This window comes from Acinetobacter sp. 251-1, from assembly GCF_030329305.1.
Classification (GTDB): Bacteria; Pseudomonadota; Gammaproteobacteria; order Pseudomonadales; family Moraxellaceae; genus Acinetobacter; species Acinetobacter piscicola_A.
This window is the reverse complement of record NZ_JACANS010000026.1, coordinates 6,366-32,734: the sequence shown is the minus strand read 5'-3', so window position 1 is coordinate 32,734 and position 26,369 is coordinate 6,366. Positions and strand designations below refer to the sequence as shown.

Here is a 26,369-nt window from a genome sequence, read left to right as displayed (position 1 = left end):
ACTAAACACCCTGAAATTAAAAACAAACTATGGGGAAATGCTCTGTGGTCACCTAGTTACTTCGCTGCATCATGTGGCGGTGCTCCGATTTCAATTATTAAACAATATATTGAGAGTCAGCAGACACCGCATTAGCAATCCTAGCTAATCCCCATAAGGAGGACTAGCGGATTGCAGCCTTATATCCCCGCTCTGAAGGGCAAGGTTTTACGGCTATTCAGATAAATCCTTCATCTTTAAAATAAACGGTTATATAACACCTCCATTAAGGAAGCTTGAAAAACATCACCATGACTAAGATTTGGATAAAGCAATAATTGGGTTTGGGCTTTTTTAGCGGCTAATGTACGAATCACTGCTCGATTATTTTCAATCAAATTAGCATCAAAGTTTTGACTTTGCTGTTGTCCATTTTCACTTGCAATATCACCTTCCATGATCAACAATTTTTTATTTTCAACCTGATGACCCGCTACATGCTGCAAACTTTTTAACATCCGGTGCTCAGCCCAAGAAAGTGATGGGCTTGCTGCAATATAATAACTAAATGCATCACTGTGCATAAAACTATCTAAGACGAATAAACCACCATAAGAATGTCCCCACAAGACTGTACGTTGAGCATCGAGTTGCACCTGTTGATGCACCCAAGATTTGATTTGTTTTAAAATAAGTTCACGAAACTGCGCACTGCCGCCCGTCATACGCTCTGGATTTCGTGGATCAGGTTGTATGTTTCCTGTTGCATCTGCAGGCGTATAGTCCAATGCTCGTGCTTTCGTTTCAAAAGGCAAATTGGTGTCATAGCCAATCGCCACTAAGACGGGTGCATCACCCTGTGATAAATCTTTTAAGATATCGTCATTCAAACGAGCCATCACCGAATTACCATCGAGCATAAAAATAGCAGCTTGCTGCGCTTGACTAGATTGCTTGGGGATACCCAACCAAACTTTATACGTTCTTTTTTGGTCAACAGACTGAAATTTCTGTATTTTAAATTGATAATACTTTGAGCCTTGCTCTGCGATATTTGCCCCCAAAGGCTGTAAATTCGGCTGTGCATGCAATGAAATATTTACAATCAAAATCAATGTAAATAGCAATAAAATATGCCCAATCTGAATTTTATTTGGTGACTTTGACATCTGCAAGGCTCGCAATAGACAGTCTCTATTTTAATTTTATTTGATAATGATTATCAATATCTATCTCACCCAACGTACAACATACTCGTCAATATCCTCTTCATCAACTTCAGTTTCAGAAATACAACGCCCTGCTGCTGATTTTCGTGCTTGGATAATATTTTCTCTTGAGCCTGTATTTAAATAATGCCAGGTTGGTAATTTTTTACCTTCTTTTAAGCGTTGATATGCGCAACTCGAAGGCAACCAATAAATATGCTCTAATTTTTCAGGAGTCAATTGAATACAATCTGGAACATGTTGCATACGATTGGGATAATCTGAACATTGCGCCGTTTTACAATCTAATAACTGACATGCCACTTTGGTATAGGCAACTTCATTGGTTTCATCATCTTCAAGCTTGACCAAACAGCATAATCCACAACCATCACACAAAGCTTCCCACTCTGCTGGATTGAGTTCTGTCAGTGCATATTTTTTCCAAAATTCAGGACGTAATTCGGCAGGCATAATTCAACTTTAATCTGTGATTTAACCGTAAATCATAGCATTTTTAGGTGAGAATTATTTTAGATTTTCAAATTACAAATCATTTACTTAAATTTATACAATTTATACCTTTGCAACAAAACTCAGCTACATTGCAATCCTGCAGATTTTTATACTCGTACATGAACAGTATAAAAACATGGGAGAATAATTATGTTTCGTTGGGCGATTATCTTTGCAGTGATTGCACTTATTGCAAGTCTGTTAGGTTTTGGTGGTGTCGCTGGCATGTCTAAAGATTTTGCAGTGATCTTATTGGTTGTCGCAGTGATCCTTGCCATTGTAGGATTTATTTCACGCGGACGTGTCTAAGTTTCATTCCAGTATCATCAAAAAAAAGAAGGAATATTCCTTCTTTTTTTATTTCTATATACGGCTCTTTGCTCATGAATGCTCATGTTTTTGCACGCCATCATGACAATTTTTTTTAGAAATACGGAGTCATTTTTCTAAAACATCATTATATTATGTGATTATTCAATCAATAAATAAGATTGAACACCACTGCAATGCACATAATAATTTCTCACATTTCTATGTAAATTATTGTGTATAAAGTCATTTGAAAACTCAAAAACTATGTTTTAATCAAAGTATTCTCAAAATTATACAAGGATTTATAGCATGGCAATGACGATTACAACACGTGAAATTTCTTATCAAGCCCAAGACGGCACAACGCTGATTGGTTATTTTGCAAGTCCTGTTTCTGATACACCAGTAGCAGGTGTGATCGTTGCGCCAGAATGGTGGGGTCGTAATGAATATACAGAACAACGTGCGCGTGAGCTTGCTGAACATGGCTATGCTGCCCTAGCCATCGATATGTATGGCGACAAGAAAGTCACCACAAATTTACCGCAAGCCAGTGAATGGATGACACAAACCTTTCAAAATGAAAATACCATTGTTGAGCGTGCAACTGCAGGCTTAAATACTTTGGCAGCTCAATCGGAAGTAGATGCATCACGTTTGGCTGCCATTGGTTTTTGTTATGGTGGCAAAGTGGTACTTGATCTCGCACGTACAGGAGCAGCACTTAAAGCTGTCGCAACCTTCCATGCTGCCAATGTTGCACCACGCCAAGCAGGTGATGCTCAAAATATTCAAGCTGAATTATTGGTTTTACATGGTGAATTAGACAGTATGTTATCGCTCGATGCGATTGCTGAATTTAAACAGGAAATGCATGCTGCTCACATCCCACATGAAGTTATTGTATTTGAAGGTGCTAAACACGGCTTTAGTAACCCTTTAGCAGATGAACGTGCAAAAGCAAATAATGTGGATCTAGGTTATAACGCTGAAGCTGAACAACAAAGTCTAGCTGCAATGTATGAACTGTTACAGCGCCAACTGAAATAAGGTTTACATTATATTAGACATTAAAAAATCAAATAATTTCGAGAGGATATTGAGATGACTGACTTAAACTGCCCTTATTGCAATTTTGACGAATACGATATTATTGCCAAAAATGAGTTTGGTGCAATTTTGCCTGAGCCAAATCCACTTTCGAAAGGGCATTCTGTGATTGTTCCTTTACGCCATATCACTTCTTTTTTTGATGTCTCTGAAAAAGAAAGAAAAAGCTTATCTAGCTTACTTGAACTGGCACGTAATGAATTAAAAATCCGTCATCAGCCAGCAGGTTTCCACATTGCATTTAATGATGGTGATGTCTTTGCTGATGAACATACTGAACATTTTCACATCCATATTATTCCCCGTTATCAAGATCAAGTTTTGGTCCTAGATCAACGTTGGGGCGTGACCTCTAAGCAATAATTTTTTTCTTTAAACTATCAAAGACGCTACGGCGTCTTTTTTAATCTCAATATTCTCTCACATGCACTCTCCTAAGTTTCGCTATACTAATACCCTCTTTTTCATTCGAAGTCAGCATGTCGCAGTTTTCATTTTCAGATGCACTCCTCACATGGTTTGACCAACATGGTCGTCATGATTTACCTTGGCAAGTCGCGGATGATCCGTACAAAGTATGGGTCTCCGAAATCATGTTGCAACAGACGCAAGTGAAAACTGTCTTACAATATTTTGAGCGTTTTATTGACCGTTTTCCAACTGTAGATGACTTAGGCAAAGCTTCTTGGGACGACGTTGCTCCGTATTGGGCGGGTTTAGGTTATTACGCCCGTGCACGTAATCTGCATAAAGCAGCAGGAATTGTCAGTCAACAAGGATATTTTCCTGCAACGCTTGAACAATGGGTTGAGCTACCTGGTATTGGTCGTTCAACGGGGGGCGCGCTGATGTCTCTCGGTTTACGTCAGTATGGCGTGATTATGGATGGCAATGTTAAACGTGTATTGGCACGTTTTTTTGCCATCGAAGATGATTTGAGTAAACCCATTCATGAACGGGAAATGTGGCAACGTGCAGAAGCACTGTGCCCAACTGAACGTAATCATGACTATACGCAAGCCATTATGGATTTGGGTGCAACCATTTGTACGCCGAAAAAACCGCTATGCCTATATTGCCCAATGCAACAACACTGCCAAGCGCATCAGCAAGGTTTAGAAACAGAACTGCCTTATAAGAAGCCGAAAAAGCCTGTCCCTGTAAAAACAGCCAAAGTTTTACTGATTCAGTCAGACCAACAATGGTTATGGCAACAACGTCCAAACAGTGGTTTATGGGGTGGTTTATGGAGTTTACCTATTGTTGAGGATGATGCTGAATTTGAAAACATCTGTAAGCGTTTTAAGCTGATTTCTAAAGTTAAACCTGTACAAATTTCACATAGCTTTACCCATTTCACCTGGATTTTAAATGCTCATATTTTCCAGATTGAGCCTGATCAACAGGAATATCTGCAAGCAGAACTGAGCGGTGAATGGCTTTCGCCACAAAAAGCTACACAAATGGGCATTCCAACTGCCATGAAAAAATTGATCTCAGCGGTTGAGATATGACATAGTCAGACACGGGTATTCACCACTTATTTTCAATTTTAATCTGTACTTTTAAAACTTGAACAATGAATAAATTAGGATTTCTCGTGTCATTTTATTTTCGTTATAGTTTACTTGTATGTTTTGCAATGTTCATCAGTGCTTGTACCACTACACCTAAAAAACCAAGCCCTTTACCTCAAAATACGATTTTAAAACTAAAATCAATGTCGATGCCAAACCGCTTACCTATTCCTGTAGAAGGAATCAAAGCAAAAAATTTGAATGACACTTGGGGAGCATCTCGTAGCGCAGGACGTAGTCACGAGGGTATTGATATTTTGGCTCCACGTGGAACAAAAGTTTATAGTACCACTGAAGGCTTAGTGACTAGCCTCAAAGAGAATAACTTAGGTGGCACAGTCATTTGGATCATGGGGCCGAGTGGGGCTTATCATTATTATGCACATTTAAATGGACATAAACGTGGTTTAAAAGAAGGCGACTATGTCCGTCGTGGTGAACTAATTGGCTATGTCGGCAATACAGGAAATGCACGACATACTGCCCCTCATTTGCACTATGGATTATACTTAAACGGTAAAGGGCGTGGCGCAGTCAACCCTTACCCTTATTTAAGATAGTTTTTTATTTAAAAATTAGTTAGGAATACTCCATGTCAGAAGCAGTGCTTGAGCGTTTGGTTGAATTTGCAGAATCAGGCAATCAACAAAAAATTGTCTTTAATGGACAAAGCCATCAAGGCTGGATTATGGAAATCACCGATGAAGCTTTGCTGATCAGTACAGGTTTTGCAGATAAGACGGGCAAAGATTTATGGCTAAATTTCAACGAGCTGCAACAGTCTGAATTATTTTATTGGGACAATAAAACTGATCAATGGGTCGAATTTAAACTTTAAAAAATTAAAATTCAGGAACACTTTAAAATGACAAATAAGCGTTGTGGTTGGTGCTCCAATGACCCGATTTATATCCATTACCATGATCATGAATGGGGTAAGCCCAATCGCAATGAACAGCATTTATTTGAAATGCTGTGTCTAGAAGGTCAGCAAGCAGGTCTGTCATGGATTACCGTCCTGAAAAAACGCGAAGCTTATCGGACGCATTTTTTTCATCGTCCTATTGCTGAAATTGCACAACTGACCGATCAGCATCTTGACTATAAATTACAGGATGCAGGTCTAATTCGTCATCTTGGTAAACTCAAAGCAATCCGTGACAATGCCATCGCTTGGCAAAACATGAAAGCTGAGGGTTTAGATCCTGTCCAATGGCTATGGGATTTTGTCGATCAGAAACAGCAGATCAATGATGTACCTGACTACAAACTCGCCCCTGCTCACACTGAAATCAGTCAGCAGTTATCGAAAACCTTAAAGAAAAAAGGCTTTAAATTTGTTGGACCAACCACAGTCTATGCTTTTATGCAGGCTGTAGGTATGGTCAATGACCATGAAAATGATTGCGCATTTCGCTGATATTTTTCATTAAAAACTCAAAATAACAGGAAGGATTCACATGACAGATAATACCATCCATGCTTATGCAGCTTTGCAAGCAGGTGCCACACTTGTACCTTACACATTTGATGCAGGCGAATTACAAGCGCATCAAGTTGAAGTCAAAGTCGAATATTGCGGACTTTGTCACTCCGATGTTTCCGTGATCAACAATGAATGGGGCAATGCTGTTTATCCTGTGGTGGGTGGTCATGAGATTATTGGTACGATTACTCAACTTGGTTCAGAAGCCAAAGGCTTAAAAGTCGGACAGCGTGTCGGCATTGGTTGGACTGCGGAAAGCTGCCAACACTGTGACCCTTGTGTCAGTGGTCAACAAGTCCTTTGTACAGGGGGTAAAACAGCGACCATTGTTGGGCATGCAGGTGGTTTTGCCGATAAAGTCCGTGCAGGTTGGCAATGGATTATTCCTCTACCTGAAGACCTAGAACCTGAAAGTGCAGGACCCTTACTGTGTGGGGGGATCACTGTATTTGACCCCATTTTAAAGCATCAGATTCAAGCCATTCACCATGTTGGTGTCATTGGCATTGGTGGCTTAGGTCATATGGCGATTAAACTACTGAAAGCTTGGGGCTGTGAAATTACAGCATTTACTTCAAGTTTAGATAAGACCGATGAACTCAAAGCCATGGGCGCAGATCATGTGGTCAATAGCCGTGATGTTGATGCTTTAAAAACACAACGTGGCAAATTTGATCTGTTACTGTGTACAGTCAATGTCAGCCTAGATTGGAAAGCCTACCTGAACATACTTGCACCCAATGGTACGATTCATATGTTGGGTATGGTTCTTGACCCAATGCCAATTCCTGCGGGAACTTTAATCAGTGGCGCAAAATCAGTGACAGGCTCACCAACGGGTTCACCATTTGCCTTACGTCAATTGCTACAGTTTGCTGCGCGTAAAAACATTGCACCACAAATTGAGCTTTATCCAATGTCAAAAATTAATGAGGCTTTGGAGCGACTGCACTCAGGACAAGCACGTTATCGCATTGTGTTAAAGGCGGATTTTTAAGTCAGATATCCAAATTACAGATCATTTTAAAATACTTATAATTCATAATTAAAATTCCCTCTCCTTTCAGGAGATGAGAAACACTGTTTCGTAAGGGGAGAGGTAATTAAAAACCTTCATCCTTTTTCGTAGCCTTGCTACTCATCTTTTGCAAAGAGGAGAGTGTTACGTATTGGCTAGATGTCTAATTCGCAAAGCTCCTCCCTTTTTCAAAGCTGAGCAGTATTACTGCGCAAGGGAGGGATTAAATGTATAAATTAAGCCACATTTTCAGAAGCTAACTCCCCTCTCACCCAATCCGCTAACAACACAATCGCTGCTCGAATCTCATCCGATAACTGATGCCCTGCATTTAAACGAATACAATTGTTATAACGATTATCTTCACCAAAAATTAAACCCGGAACAATATTAATACTGTGCTTTTGCGCATGATAATACAGCGCCAAACTATCCACCTGTTCAGGAAACTGTAACCACAATGCATAACTGCCCTGCGGTTGATTCAATCGAATCTCCACACCCTGAAAAGCCTGTGAAATAAACTGACGATATTGCTCCACCTGTGCCATCAATTTAGGTCTTAATTCACTTAAATGCTGACGATACGCCCGACTAAAAATCAAATCGGCAAGCCCCAACTGCAACGGCGTATTCACCGACACATTTTGTAAAATCAACTTGGCATGCAAATGCTTCAAACGCTGCGGCAAACAAAACCAACCCAAACGATAAGACGGCGATAAAGACTTGGAAATTGAACTGCAATAAATCACATAACCTGCACGATCCCAATATTTGATCGGTAAAGGACGTTTAGCATTGAAGCTACATTCGGCATAAATATCATCTTCAATTACATAACACTGATATTTTTCAGCAAGTTGAGCAATTTTTTCTTTTTCAGCATTACTCAAACAAAAACCCAAAGGATTTTGAAAATTTGCGGTCAATAAACAGACTTTTGCACCTGATTTTTGCATGGCTTGTTCTAAACGCGCTAAGTCAAAACCCTCGGTATTGGCAGGAATTTCAATGATCTTGCGCTTTAACAGTGCCAACAATTGCAATTGCCCATTATAGTTAGGCGTGGGCACGATAATACTGTCACCTTCATGGCTGACACTCTGAATCATCATGGACAATGCAGGCATGCAACCATTGCTGATATAAATATCCTCTTTGGCAATATAAAAGCCATCTTCCGCCCAATGCGCGGACAGCGCTTCACGTAAAGTGGGATGACCTTGCCGATTATTATATAAAAAATCCTCAGGTTTACAGTGTTTTAGTGCACGTTGAATCGAACGTCTCAGGGCTTCTACAGGCACGAAATCAGGTGACAACTGGATCGAACCTAAATGTACCAAACGGTTATTGGCTGAGGCTTCATGAATTTGTATTTGTAATTCTAAATTTGACACTTCACGTGGTCGAGATGGAAAACTCGGATGATCAGGTACAGCAATACGTTGTGCATCCTGTTGTGATTGCACAAAATAACCTGACTTTTCCTTCACATAAATCAAGCCTTGTGCTTCAAGCAATTCATAGCAACTTTTTGCAGTATTCAGACTAATGCTTTGCTGCTGGGCAAACTGACGCAATGAACTCAAACGCTGCCCGACTGTCAATTCGCCACTATAAATTTTCTGTGCAAGTTGCTGTGCCAAACTTTGGTATTGAAATGCCATATCTGTACCCAAATTTTAGTATTTGTTGTATCTGTACCTATAAAACTATCAGATTTATGCTTCTTTCACAGCCCCCATCTTGCAACTGAAATGATTTGAAAGGAGAAAATAATGAGAATATTCACATTGCTGACGACAGCTTTATTGCTCAGTGCCTGCCAACCCCAAGCCACCAATCAAATCGCACAGCAACAGCATTTTATCTGTAAATCATTGATTGAAGGCTTTCTAAAAACGCAACGATTGGGCGAATATCAACTTGAACATTTACAGCCGACTTTACAACATACAGCACCGATTAGAGCATACACTTACCGTGTCAGCAGTGACATCACGATGCGCCTCAACATGCCGACACAGCAGAATTTAAATTTTGAATGTCAGCAGGATACTGCTCAACATTTTGAAGTACGTTTGGTCAATCAAACGCAAAATAGCAAACAAAATTTGCTCAGTTTGGATTTACCGCCACAAAAAACTATCGATACTTTGACAGCTTTTGCGCTAAAAACTCAATGAATAAACGGACACGCTTCGGCAAGTGCTCTTGCTGATAATACACGGCATGGATGCTCTGCTCATATAACTCGATTTGATCTTCAAATAAAGCCACCAATCGCCCTTGCTTTAAATCTTGCATAATTTCAAATGCAGATAAGCGTGCGATCCCAAATCCACCCACGCATAATTGCCGTACTGTTTCTCCACTTGACGCCTTAATTTGAGGCTTGATTGTCAAATACTGCCCATTAACCTGAATCGGCCAAGTATTGAGATGTGCCACTTTACTGAAACCGATTTGTTGATGGCTGAGAATGTCCTTTGGTGTTTGCGGCTTGCCATTTTTTGCTAAATATTCAGGACTTGCCACAATATATAAACGACTCTTACACAACAAGCGAGCATGCAGACTTGAATCGGTTAATTGTCCAAAACGAATGGCGACATCTGTTTTATGTTCAAGCAGATCAATAATTTGGTCATTACTGTTCAGTTCAATCTGAATATTGGGATATAGCGCGAGAAACTCAGGAATCAACGGCGTAATCACATGCAATACAAAAGGCGTTGCGGAGTCGACCCGTACAATGCCTGAAGTATCGTTGTCTGATTTGAGTAAGGCATCCTCTGCTTCGTTCAGATCATGCACAATCTTACGGGCTTTTTCTAAAAATATTTGTCCTTCCTGCGTCAATTTTAATTTGCGTGTGGTGCGTTCAAGCAAAGTTACATTGAGTTTGGTTTCAAGACGCTGCAAGGCTCGACTCACGCCCGAAGTAGTTTGATGCAACTGCTCTGCTGCCCCAACAATGGAGCCACTATCAACAATAGAGATAAATGCTTGTAATTCTTCTAAGGTGGATTTCATTTTTATCACAGTTTATTGTTGACTAAAAATCAATAATATTTTGCAGAATCTTAGATTTGTCCGCAACAATAAATCTTGCACAATACTCATAATCTCAAAAACAATGTGAAATATCCATGAATACGATCATTCCGCAATTCGGTGTTGGAACCTTCCGCTTAACAGGTCAAACCGTCATTGATTCGGTAAAAACGGCTTTGGATGTCGGTTATCGTGCTATTGATACGGCACAAATCTATGGCAATGAAGCAGAAGTGGGGCAAGCCATTGCTGAAAGCCACATCAACCGAAATGAGTTATTTATCACCACAAAAATTTGGACAGAGAATTATTCAGCAGACAAACTGATTCCAAGTTTAAAAGACAGCTTACATAAACTTAGAACGGATGCTGTGGATTTAACCTTAATCCATTGGCCTGCACCAAGTACAGGTATTTCTGTGGCTGAAATGATGCAAAACCTGTTACAGGCAAAACAGCAAGGTCTGACCAAACATATGGGTATTTCAAACTTCAATATTGATTTGACCCAACAAGCGATTGCGGCGGTGGGTGTGGAAAATATTGCCACCAATCAGATTGAACTCAGTCCGTATTTACAAAACCGTAAAGTTGTTGAGTTTTTACAAGCGCAAAATATTGATGTAACTTCATATATGACTTTGGCATATGGCAAAGTCTTACAAGACCCAGTTTTGGCTGAAATTGCTCAACATCATCAAGCATCGACTGCACAAATTGCCTTGGCTTGGGCATTGCAAAAAGGCTTCTTTGTAATTCCTTCATCAACCAAACGTGAAAATCTGATCGCCAATCTCAATGCACAGGATATTCAACTCACTGCTGAAGAAATGCAGATGATTGCACAATTGGAACGCAACGGACGAGAAGTTGATCCTGAAGGCTTAGCACCGATTTGAGACTGATCCACAATGAAAATTAATTTCCCTTTATTTGCGCTTGCCATTGGGGCTTTTGCCATTGGCACCACAGAATTTTCCCCCATGGGCTTCTTGCCACAGATTGCTGAAAACCTGAATATTTCCATTCCCACCGCGGGTATGCTGATCACCGCCTATGCCTTGGGTGTGATGATTGGGGCACCAATCATGACGCTTTGGTTTGGACATTTTTCCAAACGTAAAGCCCTGATCCTTGCTATGAGTATTTTCACAGTCGGAAATATTTTAGCCGCCATAGCACCCAATTATTGGGGACTGATGGGCGCACGGATCCTGACCAGTTTGAATCATGGCGTGTTTTTTGGGATTGGTTCCATTGTGGCAACCAGTGTTGTGCCTAAAGAAAAACAAGCCAGTGCCGTTGCCACCATGTTTATGGGGCTGACCATTGCCAATATTGGCGGTGTTCCGCTTGCCACATGGGTTGGGCAAAATATTGGTTGGCGCATGTCCTTTGCCGCTATTGCTGTTTTGGGTGTCGTCACCATGCTGTGCTTATGGAAGGCATTGCCTGAGGGAACTGCAGGACAACGTCCCAATGTCAAAGCTGAATTAAAGGTGCTGACCCGTCTGCCTGTTGTGCTTGCTTTACTTACCACCGTGATGAGCGCAGGTGCAATGTTTACCTTGTACACTTATATTGCACCAACACTGCAAAATATTACCCATGCAAGTCCAGGCTTTATTACGTTCATGTTGGTGCTGATCGGGGTGGGTTTCTCAATTGGTAATCATTTAGGCGGTACACTTGCAGACAAATCTTTAACTAAAACCCTGACCGGCTTTTTGTTATTGCTGATGCTGTCCATGTTGCTCTTCCCTATTTTGGCAACTACGCATATCGGTGCAGCTTTGGCATTGGTGGTGTGGGGCACAGCCGCTTTTGCTGTAGTTCCTCCCTTACAAATGCGCGTCATGTCTGTGGCACATGAGGCACCTGGTTTGGCATCATCTGTCAATATTGGTGCGTTTAACTTAGGAAATGCTGTGGGTGCAGCAGCAGGCGGTGCCGTACTCAGTCTAGGCATGAGTTATGTCATGGTATCGATTACAGGTGCATTACTCACCGCTTTGGGGCTGCTCTTGGTTGGGCTGCAAATGCGCTTACCTGAGGCAAAACTTCAGTATTCATCTAAATCGTAAATAAAAAATCCCACCATCAAATGGGTGGGATTTTTTAAATCTTCACTTTTGTACGATTTATTTTAAAATTTCAGGTAACGCAGGCAATGCCTTATTTTTAGCCAACTCAGCTTTCATTTTTTGCAACATTTGATACGGCTGCTGCTCGACTAGCATGTTGGTCACACTTTGTGGAATAGCGCCTTCGGGATCGGCAAATCCTGTGGTACTGACTTTAACTTTATTGGCTGCTAATTTTTGGAAAGTCCAATCACCTTCATAGTTCCTTAAACGTACAAAGTTCGCATTCGGGGCTTTACCTTGTGTAATCGCTTTATTTTTAATGCTGATTACACCATTACTGTCTTTGGAAATTTTTCCTTTCACCACCATATCACGGTCTTTGAGTGGAAATGGAAAATCCAAAACCATATAGAGCGTAAATTCACCTTTTTTATCATCACGGGAAAGTACTTCAGCTTTTGCCACATTCGGCACCCATTTTGGCGCATTATTCACATCAAAAACCAATGCAACCGCACGTTCAATCGGCACATCCAAAGTGGTTTCTGCTTTATAAGACATCACCGTATTGTTCGGGGCTTTAAATGTCCATACTTTGATATTGTTTTTGTCAAGGCTAAGCTTGATATCATTTGGGGCAGCAGCCTGTGTAGTCAGGCTCATGGCACTGACTACACCTGCAAGAAACATCACTGTTTTTTTCATTTTTTTTATTCAAATTGATTTCGTTGTTTTAGATCATAATGGATTATGCTTTAAGCTTGAATATCATTTAAACCTAAAACATCTTTCATATCGTATTTTTTAGCATCTTTACCTACAACCCATGCCGCTGCACGTACCGCACCCGATGCAAAGTTCATGCGACTGGTGGCTTTATGGGTCACTTCAACACGCTCGCCTTCACCAATAAACATCACCGTATGTTCACCGACAATATCACCACCACGGATGGTTTCAAAACCAATAGTTTCACGTTCACGTGGACCTGTATGCCCTTCACGACCATAAACAGCGACTTTCTTCAAATCACGACCTAAAGTATCAGCAACCGCCTCACCCATCATCAGTGCTGTACCTGATGGTGCATCTACTTTATGGCGATGGTGTGCTTCAATGATTTCAATATCCACCGTATCACCAAAAACTTTTGCAGCAAGCTCAAGTAATTTAATCGATACATTCACACCCACAGAGTAGTTTGCGGCATAAACCACAGGTGTTTGCGTTGCTGATTCATTTAAAACTTGTTTTTGTTCTTCTGAAAAGCCCGTGGTACCAATCACCATCGCCACACCTGCTTCACGGCAGAGTTTTAAGTTATTTTCAGTTGCCGCAGGTGCAGTAAAATCAATTACAACGTCCACATCTGCAAGTACTTCTTCCAAGCTACCCACGACTTTCACGCCAACAGCACCAATGCCTGCAAGCTCACCTGCATCTGCACCAATTAATGAACTTTCTGGGCGCTCAACGGCTGCTGCCAATTGATAACCTGCTTGTTGTACCGCTTGGATCAATGTACGACCCATACGACCGCCTGCACCCAAAATACCAATGCGTGGAGTAGCTGACATGCTGATCTTCCTAAATCTATGTTTAAAATTTTATCTACTATAACAAAACTCTGCGAAGAGGCTAAGTTGCGTTATTGAAAATTCGGCAAAAATATCTCAGCTATTTTTGCATTTCACTCGAAATAGTTGACCGAAATGCGCAATTTTTTTCAAAATGACATACTTGTAAAGCGAAAAATGTTTTTCTATATTTTTGTTGAAGTTTAAATGATAGCGAAAATGAGAACTTCATCATTACAATAAAGATATAGGATATTCCCATGAATTTGAAAAAATTTGCATTTGTCGTCTTCTTTTCTAGCATCATGTCAAGTGCATGGGCAGATGATGCGCTCGATGCTGCGATGGCTGCAGCAAATGATGCAGTGGAAACAGCAAATATCGAGACCACAAATACTGAAACTGAAACATCTACAACAGATGACACTTCAGATCCCACAGTAATTGATGCACCTGTGATTGAGGATGCTGCCGAATAATTTACTTGTCAGGGCTACAAAATTTTCCTTCAATCATAGAGCTTCGACAAAAAACATTACGGTGTGCTTTGTCGTTATGTCCAAAATTTCTTTGATGAACATACAAGAACACTGCGCTATTTCAACAAAATCCTGTTTAATATATGAATAGCCCATTTCACTGTTGTTTATTATGCGTTTCGACTTTTTCGATTTACATTTATTTTTAAATATTGTGGATACTGGTAGCCTGACCAAGGGGGCTGAACGCTCTGCCATTTCATTACAAGCAGCCAGTGAACGTATTAAAAAACTTGAACAACAATTTAATACCACGCTCTTTACCCGTCATGCATTGGGTGTGAAATTAACTGTTTCAGGTCAAGTCTTTACTGAACAAGCACAACGACTGATTCAACAAGAACAGCAGCTCCAACACGCCATGTCTCCCTTTGCGCAAGACTTAGCAACACAGGTGACTTTATGGTGTAATTCATCGGCACAAAGTGAATATTTACCGATACTTTTACCACAATATTTAGTCGAAAATCCGCATATTCAAATTGAACTCAAAGAAGCTGAAAGTCACGATATTATTCAAGCAATTGAAAAAGGCACTGCTCAGCTAGGCTTAATTTCTAGTTTTTTTAATTCCCGAAATCTACACACTTTAGACTTTTCACCCGATCCTTTGGTGCTGATCTGCCCACAACAACATGCACTCACGCAGCATAAAACTTTAAATTTATCCGAAACTTTAAATTTATCCGAAACTTTAAATTTATCCGAAATTTTAAATTATCCCTTTGTGGGACTGATGCAATATCATTCTTTACAACAGTCCATTGAAGCACAAGCCAAACGCTTAAATTGCACGATGCAATATCGCTTACGTTTACCCAATTTTGCAGCGATTGCACACGTCGTTGCTGATGGTGTCGGAGTGGCTATCATTCCAAAACGTGCAGCACAACGTTTGAATAAATTGTATAAATTTCATCAAATTGAACTGTCAGGTGCTTGGGCAAATCGTAAATTATTATTGGCGGCTACACAGTTCGATATACTTCCTACCGCTTATCAACACTTTGCTCAATTTCTCATTTCACAAAAAACTAAATTGATTTTGGACTGATTCATAGCATTGTTAAAGCACACCCAATTGGTGTAAAACCGAGTACATACCAAAAATCACTAAGCCGAAGAAAAATACTTTACGGAACTTTTGTTCGGAGATGCGATAACGGATTTTTGTACCTAACCACATCCCTATGAGTGCAGGAAATAACGCCATCAAAGACAGTTGATAATCGATGGGCGTATCATCCACGGGGTTGAAGTGTAAAAAAGCAGCTAAACAAAAAGTCGATACGGTAAATGCCAAACCTAAAGACTGTACCAAATCGTCACGTTTTAGTTGTAAAGACTGTAAATAAGGCACCACAGGAATAACCACTACACCCGTTGCCACAGTTAATGCACCTCCCAAATAGCCCATCACAGGCGATAACCATTTTTCATAGGGTGCAAGATTTGGCATCTTTTTAGCAAATAAACCATAAAGCCCATACAAAGCTAACATGCCTCCCAATAACGCTTCACTGTGAAAATGATCATTGGCATGTCCTAAAGTGGGAAAAATACTGAAAACTGAACCAAGGATAATGCCGAGCAGTAAGGGGTAAAAACGGCGTACTAAACGCCAGACTTGTCCTTCTGCAAAAAGTTGCCAGATATTGGTCACTACGGAAGGAACAATCAACAAAGTCGCTGCTTGAAATGGGCTAATCATTAAGGTTAATAACCCCATCGACACAGCAGGTAAACCTAAGCCGATCGTCCCTTTAATCATCCCTGCAATCGCAAAGACAGCAATAACAAAACCTAGCACGACATGCGCCTCATCATATTTTAGGTCATGCTACAAAAAATTTTTAAAATGAAATATCAGCTTTTTTAGAAGTCAGCTTCAATAAAATATTGAGGCTTCGAATATCCTATTTTTGATATTCTGCATATTATTTCCCAACTTTATTTTGGGATCCCATTCACAGCATAATGATCATCACATTCATAATTTTTATCATCACAGTAGGTGGATCCAATGTCGAATGATTTGATTGAAAATGCATTAAAAACAAAAAATCCTAAAGATGTGGTCTTAGCTTTCTTAGCCAATTCATCAAAAGAAAATGTTAAACATGCCGCTGAAAAATTGGTTGCAGAAGATGCAACTTATATGTCTCTAAGTTTTGAGAATAAAGAACTTGAAGCGATTGAGCCATGGTGCGGCGTGCGTAGAGGCCGTCAAATTTATATTGATACGTTTTCCAATGTCGGCACATATTGGGAAGTGAATGATTTCCAAATCACCCAAGCTTTGGCTGAAAATGAAGATGTAGCGGTCTTTGGCCAATTCACTTATACCTCAGTCGAAGTAGATTATCGTTTTACCTCGCCATTTTCAATTTGGGCAAAAGTAGTTGATGGTCAAATCATCTATTTCCGCTTTATGGAAGATACCTATCTTTCAGCTCGCTCGTTCCGTAAATCTGGAACATGGGAAATTCAAAATAATGGACGTGGCTTTAGTGTAGGTGAATAACCCCTAAGATCATTTCCTTACGTTCAAATGAGAAAGCTGTAGTAAAACTACAGCTTTTGATTTATGGGCGAATTTCTTTTAATTCTCGTTGAATAAAATGCTGAATCATTTCACGATAAATCTTTTCAACCAAATCTGGGTCGGTGTTTAATTGATTGGCTTTTTCTCGGACTTTATTAATGACTTGTTGCACACGTTCAGGAGACTGAACATCTTCAGCAGTACGCTTAAAACGAGTCGCCTGATCGACATAAAACTGGCGTACAGCAATCATTTCAATTAAAGCCTGATCAATTTCATCAATATGCACTCGGGCTTGTTCAAGTGATTCACATTTTTCTTTTTTCATCGCTGAGGTGTTCTGCATCTTTTAGCTCTGCATCATTATCACTTTTGTACTTCTGTTCTAACACATTACTGAAAATACTTTCAATCATCCAAACGCGATATAAGCTATTAAATACGTAACGTTTTCCTTCAATTGTCAGTTCTAACACTGGAAAATCAGGTTGGTGCTTCTCTGCACAACGTTGATCATTTTCCTCTAAGAACGATGCGACATCCACATCTGCAAGTTTTTCAATTCCTAAATCTTGTTGTAATTGTTGTAAATGTGCTTTACATGAAGGGTCTTTGCCCTTTGTCCATACTGCTTCTAAAATCGTATACATCGCATCGGTGCGCTGTTCTTCATCCACACTATAGAAAAGCTGTGCCATATTTAAAATACTGTCCGCCGTTGGACGACAAAATGGCGTAAACTTTACTTCGGTACGTTTTGACAAACGGCTTGCCAAGCTCCAATCAAAAAAGTCCCGTCCATGATACGTTAAAGGACAAACATTCAACTGAATATTATAATAATTAGCGAGTTCTTCTTTAATATACGCGAGCAATAACCAACTGATCGGATCTTCAAGCGCAATATACAAATTTAACTCAGGATGCATCGCTTGAATTTCAGCAAGCTCCTCAGCATCACTCATCAGATGTTCACGCCACTCGATGTGATTAATCAAGAAAATAGGATTATCAATCAATAATTTTTGCTGTTTTAAACGGCGTGTTAAACGTAATAAATCATCTACGGCATGATATTGACGTCCACCAAATTCAAAATAGCTTTCTAAAACAGGCGTATGATCAAAGATTCTTTCTGGAAAATGTTGTTCTTTTTGTTGTTTACTTGCCATCACAAACAGCATTCGTAATTTTCCGTATTGTTGCTGCCATAACATGTGGAACACATCTTCAAGTAAATACAGAAAATTTTGACCTGTTAATGGGGTATTACGCAAAATAGTTTCGGCTTGCTGTAAGGCTTCTTGTGTAGGTTGTTCTGGTTTTTCTTCGTCATAACTAAAGCGGTGCTGATTGGCTAAAATCTTGGCATCATTTAGACTATAATTCCGCCATTCCTCAATACTCATACCATTGGGTGGTTCAGCAGCCGTATCCGAAATAATGATTTTCAGTGGCTTCAAATCATCATTTAAAATCTCATCCAATTGCGTTAATTGTTGTACAGCTAAATAGCTATACACATCATCTAAACGTAAATAAATTTTTAACCCTTGTGCCGTGGGTAACACCTCTTGACGGGTGGGTTTTGCATAAAACCAACTCGATCGGATTGGATCAAACCAACGGCGTAACAGTGACATGGAATAAGCCTCGGAAAAGCACTGAGTCATGGAAAAAAATGTGATTGAAACTCGCTCAAGCATACCATTCATTGCGTTGGGATGCTGAACAAAATCGCCTGATGTTTAGGTACATGTTCTTATAACAATACAAACAGTCATGATCAATATCCTAAAAAGTATTTTAATTGAATCATTTAAGTCAATAAAAATAAAAAAGCACCCATAAAATGGATGCTTTTTTGAATCAATTTGGCTGATAGAAGCTTAATTAAATTTCACGTACTGCGCCTTTTGAAGCACTTGTGGTATGCATTGCATAAGCCTTGAGTGCTTTCGAGACTTTACGTGGACGCTCTTCAGCAGGATGCCAACCTTTAGCTTCTTGTACTTCACGACGCGCAGCCATGGTTGCTTCATCAACCGCAAGGTGAATGGTACGATTTGGAATATCGATTTCGATACGGTCACCATCTTCAACCAAACCAATTGCACCACCTTCAGCCGCTTCTGGTGAAACGTGACCAATGGAAAGACCTGATGAACCGCCAGAGAAACGACCATCCGTCAACAAGGCACAATCTTTGCCCAATCCTTTTGATTTTAAATAACTAGTTGGGTAAAGCATTTCTTGCATACCTGGACCACCACGTGGACCTTCGTAGCGAATCACCACTACATCACCTGCAGTAATTTTTCCACCCAAAATTGCGTCTACAGCAGCATCCTGACTTTCAAAAACACGTGCTGTGCCGTTGAATTTCAAGATTGAATCATCCACACCTGCAGTTTTAACAATACAGCCTTCCAAAGCGATGTTACCGTAAAGTACTGCCAAACCACCATCTTGTGAGAATGCATGAGCAACATTACGAATCACACCACCCTCACGGTCACCATCCAAACGTGAATAGTAACGATCTTGAGAGAATGCAGTTTGCGTTGGAACACCGCCCGGTGCTGAACGGAAGAATTGGTAAACCTCTTCGTCTTCAGTACGGATAATATCCCATTTATCTAAAGCATCCTTTAAGGTTTTTTCATGTACAGTTGGAACCGAAGTATCAAGCAAACCTGCTCGATCTAACTCGCCAAGAATTGACATGATCCCACCCGCACGATGTACATCTTCCATATGGACATCTTGTTTTGCTGGTGCAACTTTACACAATACAGGTACTTTACGAGATAAACGGTCAATGTCCGTCATAGTAAAGTCAACTTCAGCTTCATTTGCCGCAGCCAATAAATGTAGAACGGTATTGGTAGAACCACCCATCGAAATATCAAGCGTCATTGCATTTTCAAAAGCAGCTTTGGTCGCAATTGAACGTGGTAACAAACTATAGTCATTTTGTTCATAATGACGTTTGGTGATTTCAACAATCAACTGCCCCGCTTTTTCAAATAATTTTTTACGGTTGGCATGTGTTGCAAGTGTTGAACCATTACCCGGTAAAGATAGACCTAAAGCCTCCGTCAAACAGTTCATTGAGTTTGCAGTAAACATCCCTGAACATGAACCACAGGTTGGGCATGCTGAACGTTCATACTCAGCCACTTCTTCGTCAGTAAAGTTGTCATCTGCTGCAACAATCATGGCGTCAACAAGGTCAATGGCTTTTTCATTGCCACGGATTTTGACTTTACCCGCTTCCATTGGACCACCAGACACAAATACCACTGGAATGTTCAAGCGCATAGATGCCATCAACATTCCCGGAGTGATTTTGTCACAGTTGGAAATACACACCATCGCATCTGCACAGTGTGCATTCACCATGTATTCTACTGAGTCTGCAATCAAATCACGTGAAGGTAGTGAATAGAGCATACCATCATGCCCCATTGCAATGCCATCATCAACCGCAATGGTATTAAACTCTTTAGCTACACCACCTGCTTGTTCAATTTGACGAGCAACCAACTGTCCTAAATCTTTAAGATGTACATGACCTGGTACAAATTGGGTAAATGAGTTGACCACCGCAATAATCGGTTTACCAAAGTCCTCATCTTTCATTCCTGTCGCGCGCCATAAGCCACGCGCACCAGCCATGTTTCTTCCGTGTGTCGATGTTTTTGAACGATAGTCAGGCATTGTTATCTATTTCCAATGAAAGTTATGCTTGAGTTAAATCTAATGATTCACTCTGGCCAAATAATATGAATATAAGTTTAAATCTGATGAAATTTGCATCATTATACTATAGGTCATTCACAAACAAATGAATATGTAACCCTTTTCATATCTATGATACATCTTCAATTGGAGATTTAAGAACAATAAGGAATGAGATTAATATAGCGCGATCAAGATAAATTAAATACCAAACTTTCATGAATATTTTTTAATTTTTTAATAAGTAAATTTTATAATTAAATCACCTTTAAAATGTTAAAAAGCCTAATCATTTGATTAGGCTTTTAAAAAATATTAAAGCTTTGGTCTTAAATATACAGGACAATTTTTTCCCGTATAATCAGTGCATAAATAAATTTTATCTTTCGACGCTTTCTTCAAAAAATTTACGTTGGATATATTTACGTCATTATTTGAATTTCCATTACAATCCTCTTTAAGATTATCTGTTTCAAAGGTAATTCCTAAAGCGGGTAAATTATTTTCATCCTGAGGCAAAATATATTGATAAAATCCAGTGACCTTTTCTTTATTACTTTGAATCGTAATATCGCCCTTAGGTAAAAATTGATAGCTTTCTTTACAGGCTGTATTGGGTTGAATTAATTCCCAATTTTGCACCTGTTGTAAAATATCAACAATCTGTTGAGGTTCTACTATTTTTTCTTCAGCTTGTGTTGCTGAGCTAAACAGCAAAATTAGACTCAATGCTAATAATTTTACACGCATATATTTCTACCTTAAAACCTTAAATTTAATTTTACCACTGTATATTTACACGGCGGTTAGGTGCCAAGCACTGAATTAATCCTGATGTTTTCGCTTGTGCAGAACATTCTTGATAAGCCGTAGTAGAACCGTTACCTTGTAAAGAAATAATATTTGGGTTTATTCCCTGCTGTACAAGTAGCTGCGCTACCGTATTGGCACGATTTGCAGATAGACGTTGATTATAGGCATATTTCCCTAAACGATCTGCAAAGCCTGATATTTCTATACGCTCAGGATTATCTGCCTTAATCTGTTCAACAATAGTTGATACTGAACTATAGTTTTGGTCAATTGCTTGTGGATCATAACGATCAAATGCGAATAAGACATTTGCATTTTTACGTTGTTTATCTAAAGGATAGACCATCTGTGGAGGAACTTGATTATTTGCACCATAGACCATTAAGCCTTGGCACTCTTCACCTTTCCAATATAAATTTTCAGATAGTTTATCTTTATTAAAATCTATACGTAACTGACAACGTTTATATTCATTCGTATTTGGTTGGCGGATATCTAAAACATAGTTCCATGTCTTAACAAAGAATAAGCCTTCATTAAATTGAGGATGACCTAAAATAAAACGGATTTGATCTTTTGTTAAGCCTTTATCCAAACGTGCAACTTCGTCATATTCATAACGATGAACTTGTTTTAAATAGCTGTCTTTAACTTCAGGAAAATTAATTTCTTCTGGTGTATTTTGTGGATCAATTTCAGCAGCAGAACTCATTGTTGTCACTAGACCGCTGAGCACACTGAACAGCAAAATTGTGTTTAATGTTTTCATTAATTTATCTCTCTTAAAATAGGGAAAAACCAAGGAAGATCCGAAGATCTTCCTAGTCTAGTGAATTAGTCAATTACACCACTGATACCGATACGTACACTTGGATCACCTTCGCTCGCTGCCGCAATACCACCAGTCAACGACCAACGACCATTATCAGCAGTTTTACGTAAAGTCACACCGATTGCACTTTCACCACCGTGATATGACGCACCTGCTGCGTAGGTATATTTACCTGGAATGTACGGTGCATTTTCAAGAGCCATTGCTGCTGCAATACCTGCATTTGCACGTTTTTCAACATCATCAATACGTTGGTTAGTCGATTGGAATGCTTGCTCTAAGCGGTTGCTCACATTGTTAATCTTATTACCAAGCTCTTGATCTGCTTTATTCAACGCATCAATCGCACCACCAACATTATTGTACTTACTATCTCCGACTGTGTAAGACGGCGCAGTTGTGAAGCTACCTGTAATGTTGTCAATCGCAGCACCACCACCTAAGTACTCAACAACTTTTTGATTCGTTTCAACTTTTTGTGCATGTAGTTGAGAACCATTAATTGCATCTTTAGAGTCTTTATTCACAGCACCATCAGCAACACCAGTGACAATACGATCACCATCCTTACCAGCCATATTCACTGTTGTACCACCTGTATTCTTACCTACAGTGATATCAGCTTTTGAGCCTCCAGTTTGTTGAACTAAGCCAAGCGAACCATTGTTAATCTCATTTTTGATATTGTTAATATCACTTGTATTTTGATTAACCTTCTGCTCCACACTCCACAATTGACCACCATTAACGGCATCTTTGGAGCCTTCTTGAACTTTACCTTCAGCGACATTAGTTAAGGTTGTACCATTACTACCGCCACCTAAAGTTACACTGTCTTTATTTACGCTACCATCAGCTTTTTTATCATACTGAACTGAGCTGTTATTGGCTTGATCAACTTGGTTCGTGATATTGCTAATTGCGCTATCTAACTGACCTTTATTCACTGCATCAGAATCTTTTTGACCTGCTGCAACATTACTAATTACTTTGTTACCTGCATTAATTCCTGCTGTTGTTACACTTGGACCATTTTGGATAATGAGGCCTGTGCCGCCTAACTGTACAACTTGTCCAATTGATACTCCACCGTGATTAATTACAGTATCACCAGCTTTTAACTGTTCAACATCAAGCTTTTTATTCAACTCGACAGCAAGTTTTGCATTACCCTCTTTGTCGTTTTCTTGAGTTACAGTGATATTGTCATCTCCAACAAACTCAACCGTTGCTTTCGGTTTAATAGTTTGGGATTGATCACCAGCTTTCACTGTCCAACCTGCATTTGCAGTGGTATCTACATTATTCACTTTAGTATTTAAAGCATCTAATGCATCGCCCACATTAGTTTGTGTGCCACCACCAACATTATAAGTTGGGCCAGTGATTGTGCCATCTTGGTTAACTTTCGAACCACCACCTAAACTATCAACTAAAGCACCTTGAGTTGTTGTTACTTGATGATCAACTGCTTTCAACTGCGCAACGTTGACTGCATCAGAATCTGCTGTACCTGCTGCAACACCGGTAATTTGACGATAAACACCATTTGTTGCATCACCAACAGCAACCGCACCTGTAGTACTTGTCGTTTGAGTAATTGCATCACGATCCGCAGTCGTTGCTTGAGCAAGTGTATAACCTCCAACACCAGCGCCTGTAGTTGCTGCTGATTTATTACCCAACACCACAGAACCATCAACAGTTTGAGTCACATCATTACCAAGAACAAAAGTATTATCTGTAGCAACTTTATTGTTATTACCTACAGAGTAACTGCTATTTCCATCAACAATACTTGGATCACCCAAAGCGCCAGAATTATTGCCGGTCACAATATTGCCAGTACCGATACTAATTGATTGTTGACCCAATGCTTGCGCATTATGACCAATTGCAATCGTTGATGCTCCTCCAACTTTAGAACCCGAACCAACAACGACTGCGTTAGTTGCTTCATCTGTTGCTAAAGTATTATGACCAAGTGCTGCTGTACTTGTTGCGCCTGCTGCGACAATTGCATTAACACCAATTGCTGTAGAGTTTTTAGCTGCGGCACTAGAGTCATTCGTTGCCCCAATTACCCCACCTTCAACCGTTTCATCAACAGCATTTGTATGGAAGTATTTTGCACCTTTGGTATTAATATTTGTTACAGTTTCAAGAATATTACGACGGTCTGTGGTTTTTTGTCCTGATACATTATAAGTTTCAAATAATGCATTCGTTTTACCATCTGATGTTCCAATAATGTTAGTGACATCATTTTCAATCTTTTGGTTCACCACTTTATTCAACTGACTGACATTAACCGCATCGCCATCTGCAGTACCTGCTGCAAGATTTTTAATCTGAGTATTACCTGCATTCACCCCATCTTTAGAGATCGTAATTGGACCTACAGCAATATTGTCAAATTTCACATCTTTTGCAGTTGCTACTACATAATTACTTGAACCATCAGCATTTGTACCTGAAGTTACAGTGATATTCTCACCTTGAGTTACAGTCGTTTTTGCTTTATTCGCAGTAGTATTCACATTTTTGATTGCATCATCAATGTTGTTTGCACCTGTACCACCAATGTTTTGTACGGTATCAGTCACGTTGCCTTTGTTATCAACATAAGCACCTTTACCTACAAGGTCATGAATCTGACCACCGTTCACAACATCTTTAGAACCTGCTCCAATTGATCCTGCTTCTACACCTGTAATGGTATTGGTTTTGTTGTCTGTAACAACATTGCCTACCGTTACTTTATCGAAGTTCACATCTTTCTTAGTTGCTACGTTGTAGTCAGTTGAACCATCCGCATTGGTCTTCGAAGTCACTGTAATGTTGTCGCCTTCACTCACAGTAGTTTTCGATTTCTTCGCTTGGTCTGCAATCGCTTCTGAAATATTGCTATAGCTGCTGCCATTCGTAGTGAATGGACCTGTCAAGCTACCTGCTTTATTGGTTACACCACCGCCAATAATCGTGCTGGTTGTGTCTTGGGCTAAACTTAATTGTTCTTCTGTTGCTGCACGACCTTTCGTCGCAAAATCTGCTGCTTTCAGATCTTTATTCGTTAAACCATTTACCGTACCTGTTGTACCGTCAATCGTAACAGGTTTGTTACCCACACCCACCGTGATCTGATCTGATCCGATCGTGCTAGAAATTTTACCTGTGCTATCCATAACCGTTAAGCCATCTTTGCTCAGAACAGTTTTTTCTGGGTTCGCAGCTGTACCACCTGTAGTGATGCTGTTTAAGTCTTTTAGATCTTTCGCAAGTTGAACAGTTAATGTATCTGTACCATCTGCTACAACACCGATGTTGTTCGCTGATAATTGCGTTGGATCGGTCACACCACCGACAACTTTCGTCGTTTCACCCAACTTACGTTGCACATCTTTACCTGTGTCACCCGCAAAGGTTAAACCTTTGTTGGTCACATCAGTCACTGCATTGTTCAAGTCACCTGCGTTCACTGCGTTATACGCATTGTTCACATCGGTAATGTCACCTGCACTCGCAACATTGTTCAGGCTTGTTCCACCTGTCATCGCTGTGAAGCTACCATCAGCATTCTTCGTAACAGATCCACCTGTCGTTCCTGCAAAGGTCACATTGTTGAGATCTGGTTTGGTTGGATCGGTTGAATCTTTGTTGTATTTAACTGCAAAATCATTGGTAGATTGTTGCGCATCACTTACCGACTTCAACTGGTCTTCAGTTGCTGCTTGACCTGAAACTGGTGCTTGACCCGCTGTCCATGTTTTATTGGTTAAACCATTGACTGTGCCTGTTGTACCATTAATGGTAACTGGGTTTTTGCCTGCACCCACCGTGATCTGATCTGATCCGATCGTGCTAGAAATTTTACCTGTGCTATCCGTAACCGTTAAGCCATCTTTGCTCAGAACAGTTTTTTCTGGGTTCGCAGCTGTACCACCTGTAGTGATGCTGTTTAAG

28 protein-coding genes are annotated in these 26,369 nt (G+C 39.9%); 15 read left to right on the top strand and 13 right to left on the bottom strand.

What is annotated here, in order from left to right; all coding sequences use genetic code 11:
- On the top strand, positions 1-135 hold a 135-nt coding region (locus tag HX129_RS16370), incomplete at its 5' end, for a transposase (RefSeq protein WP_286436338.1).
- A 101-nt stretch (positions 136-236) separates the two neighbouring features.
- Here HX129_RS16370 and HX129_RS16365 read toward each other — a convergent pair.
- The gene (locus HX129_RS16365) at positions 237-1,148 is read right to left on the bottom strand and encodes an alpha/beta hydrolase (protein ID WP_286435218.1); all 912 of its coding nucleotides are present in this window, start codon (positions 1,146-1,148) and stop codon (positions 237-239) included.
- A gap of 60 nt (positions 1,149-1,208) precedes the next feature.
- Entirely contained in the window at positions 1,209-1,661 is a 453-nt protein-coding gene (locus HX129_RS16360) for a YcgN family cysteine cluster protein (RefSeq protein WP_130075489.1), read from the bottom strand.
- 192 nt (positions 1,662-1,853) lie between these two features.
- Here HX129_RS16360 and HX129_RS16355 point away from each other — a divergent pair, with 192 nt between their 5' ends.
- From HX129_RS16355 to ahr, 8 genes are all read left to right on the top strand, one after another.
- On the top strand, positions 1,854-2,012 hold the full coding sequence (locus HX129_RS16355) for a DUF1328 domain-containing protein (RefSeq protein WP_130075488.1): 159 nt from the start codon (positions 1,854-1,856) through the stop codon (positions 2,010-2,012).
- Between the two features lie 312 nt (positions 2,013-2,324).
- Positions 2,325-3,065: a dienelactone hydrolase family protein gene (locus tag HX129_RS16350; RefSeq protein WP_286436337.1), complete on the top strand. Its 741-nt coding sequence runs from the start codon at positions 2,325-2,327 to the stop codon at positions 3,063-3,065.
- A 54-nt stretch (positions 3,066-3,119) separates the two neighbouring features.
- Complete coding sequence (locus HX129_RS16345; RefSeq protein WP_130075486.1) at positions 3,120-3,488, top strand: HIT family protein; 369 nt, start codon at positions 3,120-3,122, stop codon at positions 3,486-3,488.
- Positions 3,489-3,604: 116 nt separating this feature from the next.
- Positions 3,605-4,639, top strand: coding sequence for an A/G-specific adenine glycosylase (mutY, locus tag HX129_RS16340; protein ID WP_286435216.1), 1,035 nt, complete (start codon positions 3,605-3,607; stop codon positions 4,637-4,639).
- Between the two features lie 128 nt (positions 4,640-4,767).
- Complete coding sequence (locus HX129_RS16335) at positions 4,768-5,262, top strand: M23 family metallopeptidase (RefSeq protein WP_286435222.1); 495 nt, start codon at positions 4,768-4,770, stop codon at positions 5,260-5,262.
- Positions 5,263-5,294: 32 nt separating this feature from the next.
- Positions 5,295-5,540: a hypothetical protein gene (locus HX129_RS16330; protein WP_107009059.1), complete on the top strand. Its 246-nt coding sequence runs from the start codon at positions 5,295-5,297 to the stop codon at positions 5,538-5,540.
- 27 nt (positions 5,541-5,567) lie between these two features.
- Positions 5,568-6,122, top strand: coding sequence for a DNA-3-methyladenine glycosylase I (locus HX129_RS16325; RefSeq protein WP_286435215.1), 555 nt, complete (start codon positions 5,568-5,570; stop codon positions 6,120-6,122).
- A 40-nt stretch (positions 6,123-6,162) separates the two neighbouring features.
- Entirely contained in the window at positions 6,163-7,185 is a 1,023-nt protein-coding gene (gene ahr, locus HX129_RS16320; RefSeq protein WP_286435213.1) for an NADPH-dependent aldehyde reductase Ahr, read from the top strand.
- Between the two features lie 257 nt (positions 7,186-7,442).
- On the opposite strand, the gene HX129_RS16315 is transcribed toward ahr, so the two are convergent.
- A complete protein-coding gene (locus HX129_RS16315) occupies positions 7,443-8,879 on the bottom strand; it encodes an aminotransferase-like domain-containing protein (RefSeq protein WP_286435212.1) in 1,437 nt (478 codons plus the stop codon).
- Positions 8,880-8,990: 111 nt separating this feature from the next.
- Between HX129_RS16315 and HX129_RS16310 the strand changes: the two genes are divergently transcribed.
- Positions 8,991-9,398 carry a hypothetical protein gene (locus HX129_RS16310; protein ID WP_130075480.1) on the top strand — a complete coding sequence of 136 codons (408 nt, stop codon included), beginning with the start codon at positions 8,991-8,993 and terminating at the stop codon, positions 9,396-9,398.
- Here HX129_RS16310 and HX129_RS16305 read toward each other — a convergent pair.
- A complete protein-coding gene (locus HX129_RS16305) occupies positions 9,358-10,248 on the bottom strand; it encodes a LysR family transcriptional regulator (RefSeq protein ID WP_286435211.1) in 891 nt (296 codons plus the stop codon). The two genes, HX129_RS16310 and HX129_RS16305, sit on opposite strands and share 41 nt — an antisense overlap.
- 116 nt (positions 10,249-10,364) lie before the next feature.
- Between HX129_RS16305 and dkgB the strand changes: the two genes are divergently transcribed.
- Both dkgB and HX129_RS16295 read left to right on the top strand, forming a co-directional pair.
- Positions 10,365-11,168, top strand: a complete 804-nt coding sequence (dkgB, locus tag HX129_RS16300) for a 2,5-didehydrogluconate reductase DkgB (RefSeq protein WP_286435210.1) — start codon at positions 10,365-10,367, stop codon at positions 11,166-11,168.
- 12 nt (positions 11,169-11,180) lie between these two features.
- Positions 11,181-12,353 carry an MFS transporter gene (locus tag HX129_RS16295; protein WP_286435208.1) on the top strand — a complete coding sequence of 391 codons (1,173 nt, stop codon included), beginning with the start codon at positions 11,181-11,183 and terminating at the stop codon, positions 12,351-12,353.
- A 57-nt stretch (positions 12,354-12,410) separates the two neighbouring features.
- On the opposite strand, the gene HX129_RS16290 is transcribed toward HX129_RS16295, so the two are convergent.
- Positions 12,411-13,061 (bottom strand): START domain-containing protein, encoded by a 651-nt coding sequence (locus tag HX129_RS16290; protein WP_174494090.1) that lies wholly within the window; start codon positions 13,059-13,061, stop codon positions 12,411-12,413.
- 50 nt (positions 13,062-13,111) lie between these two features.
- The gene (dapB, locus tag HX129_RS16285; protein WP_130075472.1) at positions 13,112-13,933 is read right to left on the bottom strand and encodes a 4-hydroxy-tetrahydrodipicolinate reductase; all 822 of its coding nucleotides are present in this window, start codon (positions 13,931-13,933) and stop codon (positions 13,112-13,114) included.
- A gap of 260 nt (positions 13,934-14,193) precedes the next feature.
- Here dapB and HX129_RS16280 point away from each other — a divergent pair, with 260 nt between their 5' ends.
- Together HX129_RS16280 and HX129_RS16275 are read left to right on the top strand one after the other, a co-directional pair.
- Positions 14,194-14,412, top strand: a complete 219-nt coding sequence (locus tag HX129_RS16280) for a hypothetical protein (RefSeq protein ID WP_286435207.1) — start codon at positions 14,194-14,196, stop codon at positions 14,410-14,412.
- 172 nt (positions 14,413-14,584) lie between these two features.
- Complete coding sequence (locus HX129_RS16275; RefSeq protein WP_286435206.1) at positions 14,585-15,526, top strand: LysR family transcriptional regulator; 942 nt, start codon at positions 14,585-14,587, stop codon at positions 15,524-15,526.
- Positions 15,527-15,538: 12 nt separating this feature from the next.
- Here the strand turns inward: HX129_RS16275 and HX129_RS16270 are convergent, their stop codons facing one another.
- Entirely contained in the window at positions 15,539-16,282 is a 744-nt protein-coding gene (locus HX129_RS16270) for a sulfite exporter TauE/SafE family protein (protein ID WP_180047505.1), read from the bottom strand.
- Positions 16,283-16,495: 213 nt separating this feature from the next.
- On the opposite strand from HX129_RS16270, the gene HX129_RS16265 reads away from it, so the two are divergent.
- The gene (locus HX129_RS16265; RefSeq protein ID WP_130075404.1) at positions 16,496-16,996 is read left to right on the top strand and encodes a nuclear transport factor 2 family protein; all 501 of its coding nucleotides are present in this window, start codon (positions 16,496-16,498) and stop codon (positions 16,994-16,996) included.
- A 61-nt stretch (positions 16,997-17,057) separates the two neighbouring features.
- On the opposite strand, the gene HX129_RS16260 is transcribed toward HX129_RS16265, so the two are convergent.
- From HX129_RS16260 to HX129_RS16235, 6 genes are all read right to left on the bottom strand, one after another.
- A complete protein-coding gene (locus tag HX129_RS16260; RefSeq protein WP_286435221.1) occupies positions 17,058-17,345 on the bottom strand; it encodes a chorismate mutase in 288 nt (95 codons plus the stop codon).
- Positions 17,326-18,660: a hypothetical protein gene (locus tag HX129_RS16255; RefSeq protein ID WP_286435204.1), complete on the bottom strand. Its 1,335-nt coding sequence runs from the start codon at positions 18,658-18,660 to the stop codon at positions 17,326-17,328. The genes HX129_RS16260 and HX129_RS16255 overlap by 20 nt, the downstream gene beginning before the upstream one ends.
- Before the next feature lie 250 nt (positions 18,661-18,910).
- A complete protein-coding gene (gene ilvD / locus HX129_RS16250; RefSeq protein ID WP_286435203.1) occupies positions 18,911-20,740 on the bottom strand; it encodes a dihydroxy-acid dehydratase in 1,830 nt (609 codons plus the stop codon).
- A gap of 336 nt (positions 20,741-21,076) precedes the next feature.
- Positions 21,077-21,511: a hypothetical protein gene (locus HX129_RS16245; RefSeq protein WP_130075401.1), complete on the bottom strand. Its 435-nt coding sequence runs from the start codon at positions 21,509-21,511 to the stop codon at positions 21,077-21,079.
- 31 nt (positions 21,512-21,542) lie between these two features.
- Complete coding sequence (gene tpgA / locus HX129_RS16240; RefSeq protein WP_130075400.1) at positions 21,543-22,343, bottom strand: trimeric autotransporter adhesin/peptidogylcan-associated protein TpgA; 801 nt, start codon at positions 22,341-22,343, stop codon at positions 21,543-21,545.
- Between the two features lie 65 nt (positions 22,344-22,408).
- Positions 22,409-26,369: YadA-like family protein (locus tag HX129_RS16235; RefSeq protein ID WP_353620016.1), on the bottom strand; the 3,961-nt coding region annotated here is incomplete at its 5' end.

What these genes read in the sequence shown, in the direction of transcription:
- HX129_RS16365 (WP_286435218.1), bottom strand. Translation starts at nt 1,148, where the DNA reads ATGTCAAAGTCACCAAATAAAATTCAGATTGGGCATATTTTATTGCTA.
- HX129_RS16360 (WP_130075489.1), bottom strand. Translation starts at nt 1,661, where the DNA reads ATGCCTGCCGAATTACGTCCTGAATTTTGGAAAAAATATGCACTGACA.
- HX129_RS16355 (WP_130075488.1), top strand. Translation starts at nt 1,854, where the DNA reads ATGTTTCGTTGGGCGATTATCTTTGCAGTGATTGCACTTATTGCAAGT.
- HX129_RS16350 (WP_286436337.1), top strand. Translation starts at nt 2,325, where the DNA reads ATGGCAATGACGATTACAACACGTGAAATTTCTTATCAAGCCCAAGAC.
- HX129_RS16345 (WP_130075486.1), top strand. Translation starts at nt 3,120, where the DNA reads ATGACTGACTTAAACTGCCCTTATTGCAATTTTGACGAATACGATATT.
- mutY (WP_286435216.1), top strand. Translation starts at nt 3,605, where the DNA reads ATGTCGCAGTTTTCATTTTCAGATGCACTCCTCACATGGTTTGACCAA.
- HX129_RS16335 (WP_286435222.1), top strand. Translation starts at nt 4,768, where the DNA reads ATGTTCATCAGTGCTTGTACCACTACACCTAAAAAACCAAGCCCTTTA.
- HX129_RS16330 (WP_107009059.1), top strand. Translation starts at nt 5,295, where the DNA reads ATGTCAGAAGCAGTGCTTGAGCGTTTGGTTGAATTTGCAGAATCAGGC.
- HX129_RS16325 (WP_286435215.1), top strand. Translation starts at nt 5,568, where the DNA reads ATGACAAATAAGCGTTGTGGTTGGTGCTCCAATGACCCGATTTATATC.
- ahr (WP_286435213.1), top strand. Translation starts at nt 6,163, where the DNA reads ATGACAGATAATACCATCCATGCTTATGCAGCTTTGCAAGCAGGTGCC.
- HX129_RS16315 (WP_286435212.1), bottom strand. Translation starts at nt 8,879, where the DNA reads ATGGCATTTCAATACCAAAGTTTGGCACAGCAACTTGCACAGAAAATT.
- HX129_RS16310 (WP_130075480.1), top strand. Translation starts at nt 8,991, where the DNA reads ATGAGAATATTCACATTGCTGACGACAGCTTTATTGCTCAGTGCCTGC.
- HX129_RS16305 (WP_286435211.1), bottom strand. Translation starts at nt 10,248, where the DNA reads ATGAAATCCACCTTAGAAGAATTACAAGCATTTATCTCTATTGTTGAT.
- dkgB (WP_286435210.1), top strand. Translation starts at nt 10,365, where the DNA reads ATGAATACGATCATTCCGCAATTCGGTGTTGGAACCTTCCGCTTAACA.
- HX129_RS16295 (WP_286435208.1), top strand. Translation starts at nt 11,181, where the DNA reads ATGAAAATTAATTTCCCTTTATTTGCGCTTGCCATTGGGGCTTTTGCC.
- HX129_RS16290 (WP_174494090.1), bottom strand. Translation starts at nt 13,061, where the DNA reads ATGAAAAAAACAGTGATGTTTCTTGCAGGTGTAGTCAGTGCCATGAGC.
- dapB (WP_130075472.1), bottom strand. Translation starts at nt 13,933, where the DNA reads ATGTCAGCTACTCCACGCATTGGTATTTTGGGTGCAGGCGGTCGTATG.
- HX129_RS16280 (WP_286435207.1), top strand. Translation starts at nt 14,194, where the DNA reads ATGAATTTGAAAAAATTTGCATTTGTCGTCTTCTTTTCTAGCATCATG.
- HX129_RS16275 (WP_286435206.1), top strand. Translation starts at nt 14,585, where the DNA reads ATGCGTTTCGACTTTTTCGATTTACATTTATTTTTAAATATTGTGGAT.
- HX129_RS16265 (WP_130075404.1), top strand. Translation starts at nt 16,496, where the DNA reads ATGTCGAATGATTTGATTGAAAATGCATTAAAAACAAAAAATCCTAAA.
- HX129_RS16260 (WP_286435221.1), bottom strand. Translation starts at nt 17,345, where the DNA reads ATGAAAAAAGAAAAATGTGAATCACTTGAACAAGCCCGAGTGCATATT.
- HX129_RS16255 (WP_286435204.1), bottom strand. Translation starts at nt 18,660, where the DNA reads ATGTCACTGTTACGCCGTTGGTTTGATCCAATCCGATCGAGTTGGTTT.
- ilvD (WP_286435203.1), bottom strand. Translation starts at nt 20,740, where the DNA reads ATGCCTGACTATCGTTCAAAAACATCGACACACGGAAGAAACATGGCT.
- HX129_RS16245 (WP_130075401.1), bottom strand. Translation starts at nt 21,511, where the DNA reads ATGCGTGTAAAATTATTAGCATTGAGTCTAATTTTGCTGTTTAGCTCA.
- tpgA (WP_130075400.1), bottom strand. Translation starts at nt 22,343, where the DNA reads ATGAAAACATTAAACACAATTTTGCTGTTCAGTGTGCTCAGCGGTCTA.